Annotated in this window: 15 protein-coding genes and 4 pseudogenes; 7 read left to right on the forward strand and 12 right to left on the reverse strand. The window is 55.4% G+C overall.

What is annotated here, in order from left to right:
* Positions 1-257 precede the first annotated feature (257 nt).
* The 4 genes from ACIPL2_RS08465 (at position 258) to ACIPL2_RS08480 (ending at position 5,168) form a co-directional block, all read left to right on the forward strand.
* Entirely contained in the window at positions 258-569 is a 312-nt protein-coding gene (locus ACIPL2_RS08465; RefSeq protein ID WP_401354898.1) for a (2Fe-2S)-binding protein, read from the forward strand.
* A complete protein-coding gene (gene hcnB, locus ACIPL2_RS08470; RefSeq protein ID WP_401354900.1) occupies positions 566-1,972 on the forward strand; it encodes a cyanide-forming glycine dehydrogenase subunit HcnB in 1,407 nt (468 codons plus the stop codon). The genes ACIPL2_RS08465 and hcnB overlap by 4 nt, the downstream gene beginning before the upstream one ends.
* Positions 1,965-3,209, forward strand: a complete 1,245-nt coding sequence (hcnC, locus tag ACIPL2_RS08475; protein ID WP_401354903.1) for a cyanide-forming glycine dehydrogenase subunit HcnC — start codon at positions 1,965-1,967, stop codon at positions 3,207-3,209. Before hcnB ends, hcnC begins: the two co-directional genes overlap by 8 nt.
* Before the next feature lie 543 nt (positions 3,210-3,752).
* Positions 3,753-5,168, forward strand: coding sequence for a TolC family outer membrane protein (locus tag ACIPL2_RS08480; protein WP_401354905.1), 1,416 nt, complete (start codon positions 3,753-3,755; stop codon positions 5,166-5,168).
* A gap of 183 nt (positions 5,169-5,351) precedes the next feature.
* Here the strand turns inward: ACIPL2_RS08480 and ACIPL2_RS08485 are convergent.
* From ACIPL2_RS08485 to ACIPL2_RS08520, 8 genes and pseudogenes are all read right to left on the reverse strand, one after another.
* A pseudogene (locus ACIPL2_RS08485) lies at positions 5,352-5,620 on the reverse strand (3-deoxy-D-manno-octulosonic acid transferase); the annotation flags it as partial.
* 1,650 nt (positions 5,621-7,270) lie between these two features.
* The gene (locus ACIPL2_RS08490; protein WP_401354907.1) at positions 7,271-7,579 is read right to left on the reverse strand and encodes a hypothetical protein; all 309 of its coding nucleotides are present in this window, start codon (positions 7,577-7,579) and stop codon (positions 7,271-7,273) included.
* A gap of 491 nt (positions 7,580-8,070) precedes the next feature.
* Entirely contained in the window at positions 8,071-9,126 is a 1,056-nt protein-coding gene (locus tag ACIPL2_RS08495) for a hypothetical protein (RefSeq protein ID WP_401354910.1), read from the reverse strand.
* Positions 9,086-10,378, reverse strand: a complete 1,293-nt coding sequence (locus tag ACIPL2_RS08500; RefSeq protein WP_401354912.1) for a DEAD/DEAH box helicase — start codon at positions 10,376-10,378, stop codon at positions 9,086-9,088. Before ACIPL2_RS08500 ends, ACIPL2_RS08495 begins: the two co-directional genes overlap by 41 nt.
* A gap of 48 nt (positions 10,379-10,426) precedes the next feature.
* On the reverse strand, positions 10,427-11,005 hold the full coding sequence (locus tag ACIPL2_RS08505; RefSeq protein WP_401354915.1) for a DEAD/DEAH box helicase family protein: 579 nt from the start codon (positions 11,003-11,005) through the stop codon (positions 10,427-10,429).
* A gap of 504 nt (positions 11,006-11,509) precedes the next feature.
* Positions 11,510-12,310, reverse strand: coding sequence for a type VI secretion system ImpA family N-terminal domain-containing protein (locus ACIPL2_RS08510; protein ID WP_401355213.1), 801 nt, complete (start codon positions 12,308-12,310; stop codon positions 11,510-11,512).
* 85 nt (positions 12,311-12,395) lie between these two features.
* Complete coding sequence (locus tag ACIPL2_RS08515; RefSeq protein WP_401354917.1) at positions 12,396-12,728, reverse strand: hypothetical protein; 333 nt, start codon at positions 12,726-12,728, stop codon at positions 12,396-12,398.
* Positions 12,729-12,740: 12 nt separating this feature from the next.
* Positions 12,741-12,899 carry a hypothetical protein gene (locus ACIPL2_RS08520; protein ID WP_401354919.1) on the reverse strand — a complete coding sequence of 53 codons (159 nt, stop codon included), beginning with the start codon at positions 12,897-12,899 and terminating at the stop codon, positions 12,741-12,743.
* A 713-nt stretch (positions 12,900-13,612) separates the two neighbouring features.
* Between ACIPL2_RS08520 and ltrA the strand changes: the two are divergent.
* Positions 13,613-15,033, forward strand: a pseudogene (gene ltrA, locus ACIPL2_RS08525) (group II intron reverse transcriptase/maturase).
* 116 nt (positions 15,034-15,149) lie between these two features.
* Positions 15,150-16,188, forward strand: a pseudogene (locus tag ACIPL2_RS08530) (IS110 family transposase).
* Positions 16,189-16,548: 360 nt separating this feature from the next.
* Here the strand turns inward: ACIPL2_RS08530 and ACIPL2_RS08535 are convergent.
* On the reverse strand, positions 16,549-16,998 hold the full coding sequence (locus ACIPL2_RS08535; protein WP_401354921.1) for a hypothetical protein: 450 nt from the start codon (positions 16,996-16,998) through the stop codon (positions 16,549-16,551).
* A 320-nt stretch (positions 16,999-17,318) separates the two neighbouring features.
* On the opposite strand from ACIPL2_RS08535, the gene ACIPL2_RS08540 reads away from it, so the two are divergent.
* Entirely contained in the window at positions 17,319-17,816 is a 498-nt protein-coding gene (locus tag ACIPL2_RS08540; RefSeq protein ID WP_401354923.1) for a DUF1120 domain-containing protein, read from the forward strand.
* A gap of 234 nt (positions 17,817-18,050) precedes the next feature.
* On the opposite strand, the gene ACIPL2_RS08545 is transcribed toward ACIPL2_RS08540, so the two are convergent.
* The 3 genes and pseudogenes from ACIPL2_RS08545 to tnpC form a co-directional block, all read right to left on the reverse strand.
* Complete coding sequence (locus tag ACIPL2_RS08545; protein WP_401354926.1) at positions 18,051-18,341, reverse strand: helix-turn-helix domain-containing protein; 291 nt, start codon at positions 18,339-18,341, stop codon at positions 18,051-18,053.
* The gene (locus ACIPL2_RS08550) at positions 18,341-18,655 is read right to left on the reverse strand and encodes a hypothetical protein (protein ID WP_401354929.1); all 315 of its coding nucleotides are present in this window, start codon (positions 18,653-18,655) and stop codon (positions 18,341-18,343) included. The genes ACIPL2_RS08545 and ACIPL2_RS08550 overlap by 1 nt, the downstream gene beginning before the upstream one ends.
* A gap of 1,005 nt (positions 18,656-19,660) precedes the next feature.
* Positions 19,661-21,206 (reverse strand): annotated as a pseudogene (gene tnpC, locus ACIPL2_RS08555) (IS66 family transposase).
* Positions 21,207-21,215 lie beyond the last annotated feature (9 nt).

Raw genomic sequence — 21,215 nt, forward strand, 5'->3', positions numbered from 1 at the left:
CCTGCGCGATATGGGCCGCAGAGACATGCCGGCCTGCTGGATATTATTCCCAGTTTCGATATATGGTAAGTAGGTCTCTACATCGGCTACCCGCTGTTAAGAACTCCTAAGTGAAAGAGAGCTCGGGTCGTACTAACGTATTTGAAAAATAACCCGCTCAGTTGCTCTCTTTTTTTACGTATCAGATGGACTTGGAGCATGTATTGCAGCGACGTCGCTGCGGAGCATTACCCGAAATTATAAGGATCAATACTGCAATGCCACGTATAAAAAGAACATTTGATATCCAGTCATTTACTGCAGACCTCTGCCTGCACATCAACGGTCAATCGGTCCGTGCGGCTTCTGGTGAAACCGTCCTCACGGTTATTCAATCTCTTGGCCTGCGCCAAGTGGCTCGAAATGATCATGATCAAATTAGCGGCGCCTATTGCGGCATGGGGGTATGCCAGTGCTGTCTGGTGAAAATCAATGGCCGCCACAAGAGGCGCGCCTGTCAAACCCTGGTGCGCGAAGGCATGTCGGTGCAAACCCTGGTCAATCGCATGGCCGAGCAGGAGCGGGTATGAGTCGACAACCGGTGATTGTCGGCGGGGGGCCCGCGGGTATGGCGGCAGCCATTGAACTGGCCCGCCATGGGGTACGTACGACACTGTTCGAAGAAGCGTCACGGCTGGGTGGGGTTGTCTATCGGGGGCCGCTGCGCGAGGGTGTGCAGCTGGACTACCTGGGGCCGCGTTATTGGCAAGCGCTGACCCACTTGCACGAAGAGTTTCAGGACTATTCGGCGCTGATAGAGGTGCGCCTGAATCATCGTGTGATCGGTGCGCAAGGTAGCCGTTTGTTGGTGTTGGATGGCGAAGAGCGTTTGCAGGAGTTCGAATACCCACAACTGGTGCTGGCAGCGGGTTGCCACGAGCGTAGCGTGCCGTTTCCCGGCTGGACGTTGCCCGGCGTCATGTTATTGGGCGGCTTGCAGCTACAAATCAAAAGCGGGGTGGTTAGGCCGCAAGGGCCGGTAGTGATTGCCGGGACGGGGCCCTTGTTACCGCTCGTGGCGTGTCAATTGCACGCCTGCGGCGTAACGGTCGCCGGGGTATTCGAGGCGTGTGCGTTCGGAAAAATCGCTAAGGAAAGTCTGGCGCTGTTGAACAAGCCGCAATTGTTCCTCGACGGCTTGAGCATGCTCGCTTTTCTTAAAATGCATGGCATACCGGTACGCTACGGTTGGGGGGTCGTGGCGGCGCAGGGCGACGGCGAGTTGAGCTCGGTCACTGTGGCGCCTTATAGCCGCACTTGGGTCGCGGATCGGGACCGCGCCCTGCAGATTCCTGCACAAACCCTCGCGGTCGGCTACGGCTTCATCCCGCGCACTCAACTCAGTCAGCAAATGGGCTTGAACCACGAGTTCAGCGACGACGGTTACTTGCGGGCCGTAACCAATATCTGGCAGCAAAGCAGCGAGCCACACGTCCATCTGGTGGGTGACATGGGGGGGATTCGTGGCGGTGAAGCAGCGATGCTGGCGGGAAAAATTGCGGCGGTGTCGATCATGTTACAGCGTGATGTATTGGACTCAGAACTGGCGCTCAAGCAGCGCAGTTACTATCTGTCCAAACTCAACCCGATCGTACGTTTTCGCGCCGCCGTGGATCGATACACTGAGCGTGGCGCCGGGCAGACGGCACTGCCTGCCGCTGGCACAGTCATTTGCCGCTGCGAACACACCACCCGTGGCGACATCGACAGGGCGCTTGAGCAAGGCGTTCAAGACCTTGCCAGCCTGAAAATGCGCACCCGGATCAGCATGGGCGATTGTCAGGGACGGATGTGCATCGGCTACTGCACTGACCGTTTGCGCGAAGCCACCGGGCGCCAGGACGTGGGCTGGTTGCGCCCGCGCTTTCCGATCGATCCGCTGCCCTTTTCAGCGTTCCAGTCAGTCGACACCGAAGGTGCATGCCATGAATAAGTTTTATGATGTCATCATTGCAGGTGGCGGCGTGATTGGAGCGTCCTGCGCCTACCAGTTATCCAAACGCAAACACCTCAAGGTCGCACTGATCGATTCCAAGCGCCCAGGCAACGCGACCCGTGCGTCGGCAGGTGGCCTGTGGGCGATCGGCGAGTCGGTGGGATTGGGCTGTGGGGTGATTTTCTTTCGGATGATGTCCGCCCATCGCAAACGCGAAGCCCAGGGCTCGGCGGTGGCTGTGGATGCCAGTACCCCGCACATTCTGCCTCAGGCGTTTTTTGAGTTCGCCTTGCAGTCCAACGCCATGTACCCGGCCCTGCACCAGGAACTCCTCGAGAAACACGGCATGGATTTCAAGTTCGAGCAGACCGGTCTTAAATTTGTGATCTATGACGATGAGGACCGCCTTTACGCCGAACACATCGTGGCCTGTATCCCGCATCTGGCCGATCAGATTCGGTGGCTCGATCAAGCGACATTACGCAAAGCCGAACCGAATGTCAGTCACGAGGCCCAAGGCGCACTGGAGTTTCTCTGCGACCATCAAGTCAGTCCGTTTCGGCTAGCCGATGCCTACACTGAAGGCGCGCGGCAGAACGGCGTAGACATGTATTTTAACACCAACATTACCGACGTTTTGCATAACGGGCCGCAGGTCAGCGGTGTACAGACCGCCGAAGCCGGGGTGTTTCACTGCAAAACGCTGATCAACGCGGCGGGTGCTTGGGCGGCGGACTTGAGTGAGATGGCCACTGGGAAGCGGATTCCGGTAAACCCGGTAAAAGGGCAAATCTTGCTGACGGAGCGTGTGCCGAAGATGCTGCAGGGCTGTTTGACCACCAGCGATTGTTACGTGGCGCAAAAGGACAATGGCGAGATTTTGATTGGTAGCACCACGGAAGATAAAGGTTTCGACGTCACCACCACCTATCCGGAAATAGCAGGCTTGGTGCAAGGCGCAGTGCGTTGTATTCCGCAATTGGCCGATGTGAACCTTAAACGCACTTGGGCGGGGTTGCGTCCCGGATCTCCCGATGAGTTGCCCATTCTAGGGGCCATGACGGGGATAGGGGGGTACCTCAACGCGTGTGGGCACTTTCGCACGGGGATTCTGACATCGGCGATTACCGGGGTGTTGCTAGATAAATTGGTTAACCACGAACCCTTGCCGCTGGATATTACGCCGTTTTTGGCGGATCGGTTCCACATCGGCGAGTCGAGGAAACTGGCTTAAGCAATGACCGGGTCATCACTCATGACACGCTATCCTGCTCCCACGCTATTGAATTTACGTTTAATTTGGGGGGCAGGATGGCTTCAGGCGTTTGAGTTTTTTGTCACTTTCAAACCTAAAAAAACGCCATCTGAAGTACAGGATGCGAGCTATTCAGGCGGAGCCAAACCCCAGATTTCAGAATGAGTAAACAAGCGCCACTGAGACGTGGAACTGTTTATGTAAGCCTTTGAGGCTATGCGGGGTTATCCGAAAATCTACTGCCAGAGGCCGGGCAGCGGATTTTTTATGTCTGTTCAACACACCCTGCTTGACTCGCTTATTTAATTTCTCGACCTGACCCTTTTACCCCAACAGTCCTCGTGCATCACTAGCGTCGGCGAGGGATCAGTCGCGCCAGGGGTGTGGGGGTGGCGTGCAGGATTGCCACCCGAATCCACAACAATATCCGCTTTGCCACACCGCGCCTTGACGCTGTCATGGCCGCGCCATACCTTGGCGCCAGAGTTATTTTCATCTATTAAAATGCTAGGAATCACCTCAATGCTGCGCAAACTCTCACTGGCTGTTGCCGTGTATTGTGCGTCCACGTCAATGGCCTGGGCAGCCGAAGCGCCCTTATCGACCAAAACCGATCTGGTCAGCGTCTATCAGGCAGCGGCGGACAACAACGCCGACCTGGCCGCCGCCGTCGCCCAATATGGCGCCCAGAAAGAAGTCGTGCCACAGGCCCGCGCCGGGCTGCTGCCCAACCTGTCCGGTGGCGCCAACGTCAGCAGCGTGCGTACGGCGATCGATCAGCCGTCGGCCACGGCCAACCGCCATGCGCACTCTTACCAGGCGACGCTGGCGCAGCCGCTGTTGCGGGCCGATCGCTGGTTCCAGTTCCAGGCCGCCCAGGATGTAAACGAACAGGCCGCCCTGCAACTCTCAGCCACCGAGCAGAACCTGATTCTGCAAACCGCCGACAGCTACTTCAACGTGCTGCGCAGCCAGGACAACCTGGCCTCGACCAAGGCTGAGGAAGCCGCGTTCAAGCGTCAACTGGATCAGTCCAACGAACGCTTCGACGTAGGCCTCTCGGACAAGACCGACGTCCTGAACTCACAAGCCAGTTACGACACCGCCCACGCCAACCGCATCGTCGCGCAGCGCCAGGTCGATGACGCCTTCGAGGCTTTGGTAAGCCTGACCAACCGCCGCTACAACTCGATCCAGGGCATCAGTCACCACTTGCCAATCCTGCCGCCAGCGCCGAACGATGCCAAAGCCTGGGTCGATACCGCAGCCAAGCAGAACCTCAATCTGCTCGCCAGCAACTACGCGGTCAGCGCCGCCGAGCAAACCCTCAAGCAGCGCAAGGCCGGCCATGCGCCGACCGTGGATGCCGTAGCCAAATACGAGAAAGGCGATAATGATGCGCTGGGTTTCAGCAACCCGAGTGCCATTGGCCAAGCTTACGGGGGCAACGTTGAGCAGACGTCGGTGGGACTGCAATTGAACATCCCGATCTACAGCGGCGGCCTGATCGATTCTCAGGTACGCCAGTCGTACGCGCAACTGGACCAGATCGAACAGCAACGCGAATCGCTGCTTCGGCAAATCGTGGAAAACACCCGCGATCTGCACCGCGCGGTGAATACCGACGTCGAGCAGGTGCAGGCGCGCAAGCAGTCGATCATCTCCAACCAGAGCGCGGTGGAAGCGACCGAAGTCGGTTACCAGGTAGGGACGCGAAACATCGTCGACGTGCTGGATGCGCAGCGCTCGCTCTACACGTCGGTACGCGACTACAACAACACCCGCTACGACTACATCCTCGACAACCTGCGCTTGAAGCAGGCGGCCGGCACGTTGAATCCGGGGGATTTGCAGGATCTGGCCCGTTGGCTTAATCCCAACTACAACCCGGACAAGGACTTCCTGCCGCCGGATCTGGCGAAGGCTGCGGCTGAGTAACTCAAAGTCCGACCGTGCCAGTAAAAGTAAAAACTACGCAAGCAGGCACGCTTCCACAGTGTTTTGAGTGTGGGAGCGAACCTGCTCTCGAATGAATACAACCCGATGTAACGTCAATCTACCGCCCTAAACCCATCCTGCCACCGCGGTAACGTGCCCGGGTTGGTGCACCTGTTTGCAAACATCCTGCGGCAGGCCGAATAAACGCGGCGCCACCAGCGCCAATCCTTCGGCATCTCCACTTCCGCAACAACCCGGACTACGCAATTGCGCGACAATTTCGAGGAAGTTGAACAGGCGTAGGGCGCTCAACACCGTTTGGCCTGGGCCGTCGGCTCCAGCAAGTTATGCCAGCCGTTGGGCACCAAGCTGCCGCCCAAAACCGCACTGTCGGTTAAAGTATCGAGAAACAGCAGCTCGCCCATGATGTCACCCAGCAATACCGATGAGTTCAGTGACGAGAGTGTTGCTGATGGTCAAGATTATCTTCACTACATCATCCAATAGATGACTAACGAAACCGCAGAGATCCAGAGGATCGCTATTGCAATTGATAGGCCTACAAGCTGCTTATCCATGGCCGACGCTGCGCGGATGGAGTCCACATGATGGACCTCGCTCTACCTGCCAACAAGCGTCCTGCCCGCTGCTGGCGAACTTAAATTAGTTTAGCGCTGAGGACGCCAGGTTATGAACACCCGCGCACCTCTGATCTCGGCCTTACCCTGGTCTGGTTGGTCGCGATGTAAAAGATCGCCAGTTTAATTTGCAACACTTTCTCCGACTTTTTGATCGGAGGTTGCCCGACACGGGTCCTCGCCGCGGACGCTATGAACATTCTGCGTGACAATGGATCAGCACTACCTAATTGGGGGCGGCTGGTGTCGCATTACGCGGGATGGTGATGAGGGTAATCGCCCTGGGTAACGCGGCTCCGTAAGTGATTACTGAGTGGCTGGTGCGAGCCAGTATTGCCAGTGCTGCCAGAGGCACTTCAGGACCTGAGTTTATTCAACGCATCAGTGGCAATCAGCGATTCGCCCGAGCGGTAGACCGGCCAAAACATAAACCCGCAACGGTAGCGCATCGGTTAATGGGCATCTTTCCCGGGTGTAACCTCGAGCCAATCACCCGCTGAACAATTCACATCGGAGATTTGGGTGTTGGCCAAATTTATTCTGCCCACGACCTGGTCAACCCACACCATGCGATCCGCCAACAATCCAACTGCTACGACAGCAGCCAGGCCGATCTTCACGACCGTGGCAACGTTCGATTTTTTTCCACTGTAACCATGGGCATTCCATTTTTCTGCGTATGAACCATGAGTCCCGGAGCGCCAGCATTGATAGTTAATCCTGAGCAAATTCAGGTCGCGATTCTACATTGCTTCAGGCACCGGAGTGAGCATCAGCATGCTGCACGCTGATAGGTAGAGCTCGTCGCTTACCGCTCCCGCGTGCAAACCCTTTTTGGGAAATGGGAACTGAGCAAATTTTCCGCCGCTGTGTGTGAGTGAATTACGTGCCCGACGCAGCACTAACCCGGCGTCCTTTTACCGTTTCCACTGCAAGTAATGAGTGATGCTGTTGCAGCGTGCCAGGAGCCTCGAGCAAAATGCGCTTCGCTATGTGTGGTCACCGCTGGGGGCTCGAGGGCGATATATGGCTCATCAGCTCTCATCGATTTCGCCAGCAGTAGGAGTGTATGCAGGCTCAAACCGGCCACTTTCACCGGCGAACACGTACTTTGAACAGAAGCATTCATCATGCGACTGATCACAGATCAAGCAAGGGGATTGCAGAGCTCGATCATTTGATCGATCGCCGTTGATGGGTCAAAGGGATCGTACGTATCAAGGTACGACGAGCTCTCCGCAACGATGTATTCGCCGCTAGCGAAACTCACAACGTCGTCTGTGCCATCAAATTCCCAGTTCGACAAGGCTCTCAGGGCGGGCAAGAACACCACACGACAGTAGTCGAATCGGTACTCCTCAAGATGACACAACACGCGCCCCTCCTCCATCAAACTCTGAAAGGATATTTGCCCATAGCGCTCACCCAGACCTTTGTACCGTGCCGGGTCTATTCGAATGTGTTTTACGCGTTGTTTATTCCGTCGATCAGTTCCATTTTCCGATTGCGATATGCCCTAGGAACAGAGAGTTTTTCATCGAAGGCTGCGACTAGATCCTTTCGAGTCTCTTTTATCCCATCTGCCGATCGCACCGCCTGCAAGTAATCAACGCTGTGAGCCAAAATCAGGTTTGCACCGTACGCCTGGTGGAGCGAGATCGCGTTTTTCCGGACCTTCGCCGCTAAATCGTTCTTTGCAGGCTCAAGGATGTACTTTATGAAATGTTCGAAATCCTCACACGCCCGGTCAAGAGCCGAGTTTTCTTCTGTCATAGGCTGAATCTCAACTCTGTGGGTGTGTTCGGACGGCCGATGGCGGAATACGCAACTGAGCGCGATATGCATATCAGCCAATGTCGATGTTCAACTCATTCACATGTGGGTTTTCTATGCCTTCAGTCCACTTCCCCGCGGACGATTTGTAGACTTCATCAGAAAAGCACCCGTGACTGTGTAAGTCACCCTCTTGATCGCGGTGTTCATCTTTGGGCCGGGGTGTCAAAAAACAGCTCATCCCTCGGCGTCAGGCTTGTTGCTCCCCCGGAGTCAGGATGTTACGTCCTGATGACCAATGGTTTGTAAGAGTTTGACCTGACGCTTTGGACTGGTAGAGAGCGGCCAGAAGCGGTCATCGAGTACCTTGGAAATTTAGGACGTTTCAGGCTGCCACAAGCTTGTGATGGAAAAAGCAAAGCCGATATCGGAGGCGTGGATCACAGCATGACATCAGCGGAATCAGCTGCAATTCCGCTGGTGCAAGTCAATTAAGGGCTAACAATGACCTTGAGGTCCGAGCCCGAGATGCTCTTGATGTATGAGTAGCTCGTTCCCAAGACGGCCAACTGCTCCTTCGACACCTTCTTTGCTGATATCGCGGGTTGGAAGATCACAATTTCGAAGATCAGCTCATGGTCGTGGCATTTGTTGCGCAGTATCTCCAGCTGCTGAGGCGTGCCTTTCAGAATTCTGTCGAAGTCCTTCAGCAGTGATTGCTGGTAGCGATCCATCAGTCGGTTGAAGAACTTTTCGCCCGTGTACAGCCATTTCACCGATCTCGACGCCTGACCGCAAACCTCGTAGACGTCGGCGACGCGCGCCCCAGGCGCGGCCATGCCATCCGTCATAGGGCAGAATTTGCAGTGGTAAAAGTCGACGTAGATGACGTCCTTGTTTTCCCGAATTGCCACCAGATCAGCAATTTCGCCTTTGTCGTCATCATTGAAGACGATGGAGTAGTCATCAGCAATCTTGTCAAAGGTGAAGCCTTGTACTGAGTCCTTACGTCGCTCTGCACGCATGGACTCCTGATGGATTTTCGTCGTTCCCCAATCCCAGGGTTCGAGCAAGCCGGCAGGCAGTTTTACATCCATGCTGTTGAGCGAGTACTGACTGTAGTTGCCTTGCACCATGGAACCGTCGACCTTGAGCAATACAAGCGGCTCTGCATCCAGGTAGGAGTCCAGTGGCATTTCGTGGGGGTAAAGGATCTTCACACCTGGGCAGGAGGTCTTGTATCCGTCCTCCAACAACTTGATAGCGATGGTGGCGACGCTCTTCGCCATCGTCACCCGCGACAAGGACGGGATCTCCAGCGTCCGCGCGCCACTGTACTCAGGCTTACCAAGCTCGACGTCGAGAAGATTGAAAGTCTCTCCCTGAAAATATAGCGAGATCCTTTGCCCCTTTTCGATCGCGATCGACACAGGCCGGTCAACGTAGAACAGGCCTTCTGGCCATCTGTCCTTGATTTGGTCAACACGCATGACATTTTTAAGTACGTCAGCAGGGTCGATGGTGTTGTCGTTGAGTTTGACCGACATGCGCTTGCATCCACTCGACCCAGTAGTTCATTGGAGAGGAGTTCATCTCCCAAATCTTGCCCTTGTGCGAGCAGCCCACAGTGGTTCGTTCTCCATCCTCAAAACCGGTGGCGAAGATGTTGGACTTTGTCGCATTGCCTTTCTCGATGTCGCTAATCACCTGGTTGATATCGCGCCCCACGTGCATCGTGAATCGCAGGTCTTTCCGGGCGCGGGACAGGCCAACGTTCTGCAGCTTCATCAGCTTGATGTCGTGGAGCGCACGGAAGGTCGGCTCACCATTGATGCGACGAGGGTCTTTGGCTACCAGGTTGAGAAAGCGAGTTGCTTGGGTATCGTCACCTGAGGTGTGAATGAACAGGGTTTTCTGCGCCTTGTTATAGAAAGCAATGTACAGATTCCAATTGGTATCGACGATTTCTTCGGTCTGAGCCCACCCAACCATAGTCTCTCGCCGAGTCACGGCAATGACGGTATCGGCCTGATCATTGATCGAGATGTACTGCAGTGTTTCCCTGCGTCCATCCAGACCCTGCGCACGCTGTGGTGTCCAGTCTTTAGAGGAGACGTGATACGCCACGGCGCTGATTTTGGGGTTCGGGTTCAGCCCAAAAATCACTTGGGCATCGTCACCGTCAGCAAACTGCTCGTTGAAGTCCGCCCTCTCAATTTCCCGACCTACCTTTTGCTCGCTCACGTTGCGAATGACTGCACCCCAGTCAGCACTCTCCTTGTAGAGTTCTGCCATCTGGTGGTCGGTTTTCTGGTTAGCGATGTTCGCCACGAACTTGGCATCACCAAGGGCGGCATCAACCCTCGTCAACCGACCAATGAACTGGAGCGTCACCGCGGGGCTTTGATGTTGATCATGAATTGCGGCGATTTTGAGCTCAGGCAGATCGAAGCCTTCCCCAAGCATGTCGACGCAGACGATGATCCGGTGCTTCTTCTCGACGATCTCCGCCATCACTCTGGCTTGGTTCGGCACCTTGCTGTGAATCAGGACTGGCGTTAGGTCGGCGTGCTGCTTGTAAATCTCAAACAGGTCTGTCGCCCGCTTGTGCGACTTGGCCCGCACCATCATCAAATGGTTGTACCCAGCCTTGAGGTCAGCCTGCAGCAGCTCAACAGCCTTGTCTGCGATGGCCTGGTCGGACAGCTTGAGGTTGTATTCTCGTACCGGATGGAACTCGATGCCTTTGAAATAGCCATCAAGCTGCGCATCCCGGAGCGGGTAGTTGTAGATGATCATGCCGGCCAGAGCCAGACCATCCTCCCGGAATGCGTCGCTGTGAACTGACTACAAGGTTTGCCGCTGAAGGCGGTTTTGATTCGGTTCCAACTCGCTGCCACCCACATGGTGAGCCTCATCGATCATCAGGTGGCTGCACATGTTCACCAGCGCCCCCAAGGCGGCGTCTTCGAATAGCAGCAGGGCCTGGGGAGTGGCCACAATGATGTTGTCAGTAGCAAGTTCTGCAACCTGCGCCTCAGACAGCTTCGAATCAATGGCTGCAACAATGGGGTTGCGCGCCGTGTCCGATACCGCCCCCACGGTGCGGAGAGTCTTCATCTCCGTGCACTTGCCCACCAACTGCGTCCTGAGGGCGTCCGAGGGAACCAGGATCAAGGTTCTGGCCATCCTCGCAGCGATGATCAGCGCGAGCATGGTGTCGGTCTTCCCTGTGCCGGTCGGCATGACCACTGTGCCGGTGGAAGCGGGATCAACCACCAGGTGCCCCAAGGTCGCATAAAGCGCAGCCAGTTGCGGCTTGCGCTGCCCGGGTGCGTTCGTCTTGGGATCGTCGAGAGTGAAATTGAAGAGATGGTTTTGCCAGCTCTGGTTCACATCCAAATGCGTTATGACTACATCGTCCATGGCGATTACCTGGAGGCAGAAAAGATTTCTGGAGGGGGCGATATGGTGGCACGCCCCCTATTGCTTGTATGACCTTAAACACTTAGACATAAGGACAAAACCAGTCGAGCTCCGCGCAGGATTGCCGACCTGTCGTGCCCGCTTTTGGCCGTTCTCCGCCAGTAATCATCACGAAGCATGCTGGTCAAGCCCGGTGCAGACGGCTGGTTAGTTCGAGTGCAAAATAATCGGACAAGTCGGTGCAACGATCCAAAACATTTTTACAGCACGCCTACTTTAATGGGCTTTTGAAGGGGGGGCCAACAAGCCTCCGGTCGCGGCACCAGCTGAATATCCATACGTCGGTTGCTCGCTCTCCCTGCCGCACCCTGGACGGCAAAACAGTTGTCGGAGATGTCGCTCATGCGCTGCATCCAGTTGCGCACGGCCAAGGCGCGTGTAGGAGAGTTGCAGGTTCTGTTCGGTGTCGCCAGTGGAGTCGGTGTGCCCTACGATTACGATCAGCTAGCCCGGTTGAGCCTTGATGTTGACCAAGGCGTTGATCAGCACGTTGGTCGAGTCTGGCTCGAGTTCGGCGCTGCCGGCGCCGAACAGAGACAGGCTGTCCAGGCGCACCGCGTCGTTTGCGGCCTGTTGCGATTGGTGGTGTCCTGCCATTTGACTCCTCCACCAAACCCCGCACACCAGGGCGATAGTAACGGTCAGCGCCAATAGCCACAGGACGATATAGTTCTTGCGGGTTTGCCAAGCCGCAGGTGGCACTTCCGGCATCGGGTGGGCGGGCAGAATGACCACCGGCATCACGAAGGCCGGTTCCGGGACTCTCGTAGAGATCGGCAACAGTTCACCGAAAAAAGCATTGTGCTCCAGGCGCAGCATCAGGCTGCTCACCTGATGGCGCAGCGGCTGTAAGGTGACCAGACGCACTTGTCCCTGACGTTGCAACTGAGTGACTAATCGCTCCAACTCACGACTCAGGTGTTCAAGGACGGGCAATGTTTGGGTCGTGATCCGCAGGTGGCGCAGCAACGACTGCCATTGGGTAAACAGCCAGGCCAGAATCTCCAAGCGCCCCGAGACCATCGGCGGCCACACGGTTGACCATTCGCTACACAGCGACTCGATCAGCGTCACCCCTTGCGCCATGCCCTCTAGGCCATGGCGTTGGCTGCACGCCAGTGCAAAGGCGGCCGTTTGCAGCTCGGCACCGTTGTGGTGGAACAACGTCAGGCACAACTGCTCGACCTTGGCCCAGTCGACGTCCGGGCACGCCGGATGACTCAGTTTGGCCAGTTCGTCACGCAGCTCGGTAAATGTCCGAAGCCGCGCGGGTCGCCGCCGACCCGGATTCGCATTTCAAATAACGCCGTCATCCAGCTCCCTTACAGGTTTACGGCTTGGACAGGTAGTGCTGCCGTTTCAGGTGACGCACCAACACTTTCCCCTTGGGCGCCAGGGTCGTGCCGAAGCTCACCCGTTCGCCCCCTTTCAGTTGCGCGTCGAGGGCGTACTCCAAATAACCCGGATGGGGCAAGCGGTGGATGGCCACGTCCATCCAGGCAATCGCCCGAGGCATCACCGCCGTGCCATCGGCGCGGGTCAGCTCGATGTCAATCGGGTGCACGTCGCCAACGATGGTGTCCATCGGCTTCAAACCTTCACGGTGGCGACGAATGCGCGGTACCCGCGTGTCGAAAAACAACCGGGCGTCCTTATCGTGCATAGCCAGCAACGCTTAGCGGCGGTAGGCCTCAACGTAACTGCGGGTTAATTGACACTGCGCCAAGGTGACGTCCATCCAGCCTGCCGCCTGCGACAGGTGGAACAGCACCGCACTCCCCTGTTCGGCCATCGAGCGATATCCCGGCGCACCGGCGGCCCATAAGGAACGCACGTGTTCGGTCAGTCGCTCGGCGATTTGGGCTTGGGTCTCACAAGATAACGGGCAGGCAGGTCAACGTGAAAACGCAGCATGAGAGCATTCGTTACGACTCCAAAACGGAGAGCCCCGGGGAGTGAAATCAGCCCTCCAGTTTCGCCTAGTTTCGTTTCAGCTCGGCTAGTCTCACTTTATCCCGCTTAAACCCACTTCAATGCCAGCCATTTCGGGTTTATCTACAACCAGATTCGGGAATACGAAGATCCCATCCAAGGGCGCCCTGAAGCGCCCTTTTTTTCATGTGCGCCAGGCATGGCGCGTTGCGCGTAAGCGTAACCAGCTTGGCTGTGGTGGCCACGCTGGTGACTTGGAGGTGCAAGTCCTCTACAGACCCGGCAAGGGGAAGTGTTAGCCAGAGGCAAGGGTGTCGCGGGTGACTGCGAATCTGAAGGAAGCCCGAGGCAAAATGCTGGCCTGACGAACAGCAAGCGGATAGCGGCGGCGCAGCGGGGTAAGACGGCCATAATCGTCAAAGCCCGATACTTGCACGGAACGCTGTGACGTAGATCCGACAGGCATAAGCAGGAAGGTCGCGCGAATTACCCTGGGAGATCTGCACGTTTGCCACTGTGCTACCGAGCGCCGCGAGGCGACGGGATGAGCATGCAGAAGTCAGCCGAAGCCGTAGTAAGTGACGAATAACCCCGTCACCAAGGGCCGAACAGGTTATGCCGCCAGTAGGCGTCAAAGTCTCGTTGAATACCGTAATGCAGAAATTTCTCCAAGAGAAGACTGTTACTCCGAGTCCCGGACAGTATCCGAGGATGACGGCTGACAGCGCACAGGTATCGGCGGCGTCTGTGACGTGGACGAACGCGGAGCCGGACACGCTGATGGAGCGGGTGCTTGCACCGGCCAACCTTAGGCGTGCGTATCAACGCGTAGTCAGCAACAAGGGCGCACCGGGTGCCGATGGCATGACGGTCGACGAATTGGCAGGCTACGTTAAACAGTATTGGCCGATCCTCAAGACTCGGCTGCTGGCTGGCGAGTATCACCCGCAAGGTGTGCGCGCCGTCAACATCCCCAAACCCAAAGGCGGTACAAGGCAGTTGGGCATTCCCTGCGTCGTGGACCGCCTGATCCAGCAGGCTTTGCTGCAACAGCTCACGCCGATCTTCGATCCTCTGTTTTCGGACTACAGCTACGGTTTTCGTCCGGGCAGAAGCGCTCATCAAGCCATCGAAACCGCTCGCGGCCATGTGGCGGCGGGCCACCGCTGGTGCGTGGAACTCGATCTGGAGAAGTTCTTTGACCGGGTCAACCACGATGTACTGATGGCTTATGTGTCGCGTCAAATCGAAGACAAGCGTGTGCTCACGCTGATCCGCCGTTACCTCGAGGCCGGGAACAATGGCAGGTGGGCTCGTCAGCCGACGGCAGGAAGGGACGCCGCAAGGCGGCCCGCTCTCGCCGTTGCTGTCGAACATCCTGCTCAACGAACTCGACCGTGAACTGGAACGGCGGGGTCATCGCTTTGTGCGCTATGCCGACGATGCGAACATCTATGTGCGTAGCCAACGGGCAGGTGCACGGGTGATGGCTGGCGTTGAGCGCTTCCTGAAACAGCGCCTGAAACTGACGCTGAAACGGGAAAAGAGCCGAGTCGCCGGGTCGTGGATATGTGATTACTTGGGCTATGGAATGAGCTGGCATCGGCAGCCAAAGTTGCGAGTGGCGACTGAGCCTGCGTCGCTTGCGCGACCGACTCAGAGACCTGCTGCGCGGAGCGCGGGGCCGCAAGATGGCGAATGTCATCGAGCGGATAAACCCAGTGCTGCGTGGCTGGGCAGGCTACTTCAAGCTAAGTCCAAGCAAACGGCCACTTGAGAAAATTGACGGCTGGGTGCGTCGCAAGCTTCGCTGTGCCGTCTGGCGTCAATGGAAGCAGCCCTCAACGAGGGCGAGTAACCTGATGCGTCTGGGGCTTAGCGAAGCACGCGCCTGCAAATCAGCTTTCAATGGCCGCGGCCCATGGTGGAGCTCAGGGGCATCTCATATGAATCAGGCGTTGACAAAGAAGCTATGGGATCAACTTGGACTAGTCTCGGTACTGGATACGATAAACCGGCTTAACCGCATAGCTTGAACCGCCGTATACGGATCCGTACGTACGGTGGTAATGGAATGGACGCCCCCTGTCCTGACGGCATCAATGTGCCAAAGTGAAAGTGTTAATAGCACTTAACGGAAGGGAGCGTCCCCATGAAGCTTACGACTGTTGGTATCGACTTAGCAAAAAACGTATTTCAAGTGCACGGCGTCGATGAACGAGGCCAGCCAGTACTGAGGAAGCAGCTTAAACGTGACCAGGTTGCTTCCTTCTTTGCAGTATTGGCGCCGTGCTTGATCGATATGGAGGCTTGCGGCAGTGCCCATCACTGGGCAAGAAAACTGCAGGGATTTGGACATACGGTAAAATTGGTGGCTCCACAATTTGTTAAGCCTTATGTGAAAACGAACAAGAACGATGTTGCCGATGCAGAAGCGATTTGTGAGGCGGTAGCTCGACCCAACATGCGCTTCGTGCCGATCAAGACGACAGAGCAGCAAGGGGTTTTGGCCATGCATCGTGCGCGTCAGGGTTTTGTTAAGGCGCGTACCGCGCAAGCGAACTCGATACGAGGGTTGCTCGGTGAGTTTGGCATTGTCATCGCGCAAGGGATCAGGCATATCACCGAGCGCTTGCCGGGCATTCTGGAGGATGGCGAGAACGGTCTACCCGGAGCATTTCGGCAATTGATACAGCGTCTGGGTGATCATCTGAAGGAGCTGGACCGACAGGTATGTCAACTTGAACGGGAAATTCAACAGTGGCATCGCGGAAACGAAGACAGTTGTCGGCTTGCGCAGATACCAGGCGTTGGACCGATCACAGCGAGCGCCCTGGTGGCATCGGTAGGTGATGCAAAGAGCTTCGCCAACGGTCGGCAGATGGCAGCATGGTTGGGGTTGGTACCGCGACAGCATTCGAGCGGAGGCAAGTCCACGCTGTTGGGAATTAGCAAGCGGGGTGACTGCTATTTGCGCACCTTGATGGTTCATGGTGCACGAGCTGTGGTTCGCTACGCCGAGAGTAAAACTGATCCCTCGGCGGATTGGTTGAAAGGTTTGTTGGCGCGCCGCAACACGAATGTGGCAGTCATCGCACAGGCAAACAAAAATGCCAGGATTGCCTGGGGCGCTGTTGGCCTATGACCGCAGATTCCGACCCGGCTACACCCCTGACGTCGCAGGGGTGTAGCCGGGTCGGTGGAGTCAGGTGATGAGGCGCTGAGGCGTTAGAAGGAGTTCTTCCAAGGTTGCCCAGGCAATCATGACGTGATGGCAAGACAGGTCGGACCGGGATCGGGTAACTCTGCCCTCTCACAGGCGCTTCGAGCGCGTGGTGGTGATAAGAGCCCGATCAGCGAATTCCATCAGGGACAGAGGCAGAGCCTCACATAAAGTCCGGATGTATGGCTGCAATCTCAACCCCGTCTGTGTTGTCACGAATTGAAAGCTCGGCAAACTGGGGGCGTCCATGTATGTGAGAGGACGGCGGATGTAAATCCGCCTCCTACTCGATCAGAGTTCGCAACTAGGCAAAGACGCATAGCCTGAACTAACGGGTTGCCTTAGCGATGTCACCGCAGAAAAGATCAACGTTGCCATCTTCTGGAGCGCTACGTACTACGACCGAGTAATGGTCGGATAATAACTCTGGCATGGCGATCGACGCGCTTCTTTCAAAGGTAAAACCGTTGACCCCGCCAACACTTTGAGTATTGACCTTATCGTTCATCGCGAAGGCAATCGGTCCAGGCTGCTGGCAACTGCCTTTATTAATAAAGGAGTAAATGCGCAATGGCAACGTCGTACTGGTCGGCACGCCGCTGATATAAAAGTCGAAGTCGGTTTGATTACCTACGCCAGTCAAAGTGGTGGTGCCGATATGTCCAGGGTTTTTGTGGGTAGCTGCTAAAGGAACATATAGAGAGTGGCTTGATGAACTGGTACAACCGAACAACGTTGCAGCCATGAGTAGTATTGTGAGGGGAATACCAAGCTTCATAGACATCTCCAAGAATGGAAAATCGGTATGGTGGAATACTGGGTATAGCTCAATAGAGCTGCTAAGCATAGAAAGGACCAGTCATGACACACCTCTCTCTTGGTTGATAAATTGGCCATTGTTGCAAGAGCGATGCCTTCAGGACAAACGCCCCCGAATTTAAGTATTCCCCTACATAAATCGCTAAACTAATATGTTGTTTTTCGCAAATAGCCCCAAAAAAAGAATCTATTTGTATGGGCAAAGGAAAAAGCACATGAATATTAAATCAATTATATTTCTACTTGTCGCAGTAATAATTAAAAAGTCCTGCTGGGAGTGTGGCGGACCTTAGCGTAACACGCTCAATACCGGTAGCGTCGTGCTCTCCCACCTTTGGTAATGGCGGCAGTTTCAATTTCGGGATAATTCAGTCCACCGGGACCGCCATTCTGCTTCCTGCGCAGGCGTCGACATTTAACATCACTTGCAGCTCGTCTGCTACAATGGTATTTAATATCACATCCAATAGATTTGGCACAGCTGTCAATAGCAGCGAATTTGGTTGGGGCGTAGACTCTTCTCAAAACCCGATTGGTTCATATCGTATTGAGTTCGATGCAAATGCCCTGCTAGACGGAGCTTTAGGCTTGACGCTTAGCGGTAACGGTACTTCCTGGCAGAGTTATCCAGGTACAGCGAATACACTTCCTCCGAATAGCCAAAATCTTATTAGATTTCAAAGAGGGTACGAACCTCGAAACGGCGTTCCTCAGTCCTTCACTCCATGTCGGTCTCCATTCGAGTATTACCCTCTATACAACCAGTACAAAATTTAGATAGGACTCAAATCATAAATCTAGATGGCTCCGCAACTTTCGAAATATTCTACTTGTAAGACATACTATTCAACCTACTAGGGAAACGCTGAAAAAGGTTTCCAGATGTTGGCGAAAAACCAAGGCTCCCCCCGAGCTTCCCATATCTATCCCAATAGAATTAAAAAAAGAAGTGCTAAGCACTTCCCGAGACGGTTGTTTGATTAATGCCGTCTGAATAATATTCCTATGCGATCATTGTTTTAATGCAGCCAAAACATGATCAGGATCGTTATGTATAGCTCGTAACAATGCTCTTGCTGGTCCTTCAGGCTCACGGCGCCCTTGCTCCCAGTTACGGAGAGTCCCAACTGCCACATCGATCGTCTTGGCGAATCGAGCCTGTGTAAGCCCCGTGGCCTGTCGGATCTTTTTTACCTGCACAGCGTCAACGTGGAATTCACGCGACGGCTGACGCTCACCACGATCAATCTCGTCCATCTGAGTCATGCTTTCTACAAGACGGTTGAAGAGATTCTTTTCCATCACTGCCACCCTTTGTTGAGTTCGCGAAGCACTTTTTTCTCAGCCTCTGAAAGGTCGTCCTGAATCCCCTTCTGGTAGATAAGGATTAGCCGGACTTGGTAGGACGAGACAACGTGGTAGTAGATCACTCGAACTCCGCCTCGCTTGCCCTTGCCGTTTGCGCCCCAGCGGACCTTCCTAAGACCTCCCGTTCCCTGGATGACATCACCCGTGTCGGGATTTTCGGCCAATGCATTCTGGAACTCCCGGTATTCCTCATCACTGAGGAGGTCGGCAACGTCCTCGGTAAATACCGGGGTCTCGATAAAGATCATGCCATCCCTTATATGCGTCATTGGCGTAGTCCGACTATAGCCCTGCACTCTCACACAGGCAATGGATAACCTTTGAAAAACTCAGGTGAACTGACGGGCAACAGACCTCGGCAGGACAACTCACGCGCCAAAGAAAGCGCGAACAGGAACGCACCGTTCCCCCTCCCGCCGACGGGCTTTGCATCTAAAAGTTGCGTAAAAAATCGTGTGATGAAAACAACCCTCCAGCCCAGGCTGGCTGCGGGCCTTGGCGGGTTAAAGCGTTTTTCTCAGTTGGAAGCGTTATTCAGTTTTTGGAAAAGAAGCTGCACACAGCTCACCAGGTGGAGCGCAGACAGCGAAAAGAGAAGAGCCCGGACTAGAGCTGTGGAAAATAGGAAAACGTGGGTAACTGGGGACTTTCCAAATCTGCATACCAATATGTTGAAGTACAATTTGTGAAATCAGGACAGACGTAATGGCAAGGCTGTAGCCCTTGCGGTTTGGAGGGCTACAGGCTTTTCACAGGGAGGATTAGTAATTTCATTGTGTTTCGCGGAAGAACGATCGCCGAAATGATGTTCGTTTCCATGGTGTGGAAGGGATCATGACCTTTCCCGAGGCTCGAAAATCAAACATCTGATTGTCCTGCCAAAAAGCGCACTACGTAAATTTCCCTTGTTCGATAAGTCTAGTAGAGCGGCTTTGTTTCAGGTGAGCTTCTAAATCGGCGTCATACACATTTGATCCACTGTATTTGTCCAGTCGTGTATGTAAATCATCTGTAAGCGACCGGGCAACTCACCTTCCTGATGCCATCGCTTGGAGGCGATGGTGTCCACCTAAATTTGACCTGACCCCGGAAAGTTGGACATCAACATCGGGGGATGTCATGAAGAAGTACACAGAGCAGACGAAATTGTCGGTTGTTGAAGATTACTGCTCGGGGAGCGCAGGCCACAGAGAGGTCGCGCATCGCCATGGGGTAGATGCTTCGTATGCGTCCGGGCATCACATCTTGCGTGATTAAACCGGCTGCCACTTATGCGGAAGCAACTGCTCGATTTCACTCGCCCGCTGCGTCGGCAGGCGCGTGAGAACATCCTTTAGATAGGCGTACGGGTCATGACCATTCAGCCGCGCAGACTGGATCAAGCTCATGATCGCTGCCGCCCGTTTTCCGCTACGTAGCGACCCCGCGAAGAGCCAGTTTTTGCGTCCAAGAGCCCACGGCCGGATCTGGTTCTCCGCCCAGTTGTTGTCAATGGGTACGGCCCCGTCATTGAGGTAGCGCGACAGCGCTGCCCAGCGTTTGAGGCTGAAATCGAGTGCTCTGCTGATAGCCGAACCTTCGGGTACAAGATCACGCTGGGCGATCATCCAGGCATGCAGCCTATCCATCACCGGTACGGCTTTTTCTTGCCGTATTCGGCACCGTAAATCCGGCTCCACATCGCGCACTTCGCTCTCGATTTCATACAGCAACTGGATGTAGCGCAGGGCCTGCTCGGCGATCTGGCTTTTGTTAGTGGCGTGTAATTCAAAGAACTTGCGCCGGGCATGGGCCATGCAGCCGATCTCGGTCACGCCGAGTTCGAAGCTGGCCTTGTAACCGCCAAAACCGTCGCAGACCAAACTACCTTTCCAGTCTTGCAGGAAGTTGCGAGCATGCTCACCGGCGCGGCTGGGGCTGAAGTCGTAGACGACAGCGGCTGTTTCGCAGAACTGGCTGGTGGCGTACGCCCAAACATAAGAACGGTGGGTTTTCTTCGAGCCCGGAGCGAGCATTTGCACCGGTGTTTCATCCGCGTGCACGACCTGCTGCCCGATCACAACGTCACGCAGGGCATCGACCAGGGGCTGCAATTGCACACCCGTCATGCCAACCCATTGCGCCAACGTCGAGCGTGGAATCGCCAAGCCGGCACGACCGAAAATCGATTCCTCGGTAAAGCGGCAGATGATCAGCAAACTTCGCGATCATGACGTGGGCAAGTAACCCGGCAGTCGGGATGCCTTTGTCGATGACCTGCGCCGGTACGGGTGCCTGGATCAGCGTTTCGCAGTCATCGCAAACCCACTTGCCACGTACATGGCGTTCAACGGTAAACACGCCGGGCATATAGTCCAGCTTTTCGCTGACATCTTCACCGATGCGCTTGAGTGCGCAGCCGCATGGGCAGTGGGTGTTGTCCGGTTCGTGATGGATCAACGTGCGTGGGAATTCTGCCGGCAAGGCGGTGCGCTTGGGCTTTTGCTTTTTCTCGGTCGCCACTGGCGCTATTTGCAAGGCCTGAAGCTCGGCTTCAATCGCCGCGATATCAGTATCGATCAGGTCATCAAGCAGGCTGGCCTGCTCAGGATTCATCTGCTCGCTACGCTTGGCAAACTTCAAACGCTTGAGTTGTGCGATCTCGTGGGTCAGCTTCTCGATCACCGTTTGATCGCGGTTGATCTTCTTGCCCATGGTTTCAACCGTCTTGCCCATGGTCTCGACTTGCGATAGCAGCTGCGCAGCGAATGCACGCAGTTGGTCGGGAGTCATTTGATCGAGATTGGGCGAGGAAGTCATGCCGTGGAT

Source organism: Pseudomonas sp. NPDC086251, assembly GCF_044746405.1.
GTDB lineage: Bacteria > Pseudomonadota > Gammaproteobacteria > Pseudomonadales > Pseudomonadaceae > Aquipseudomonas.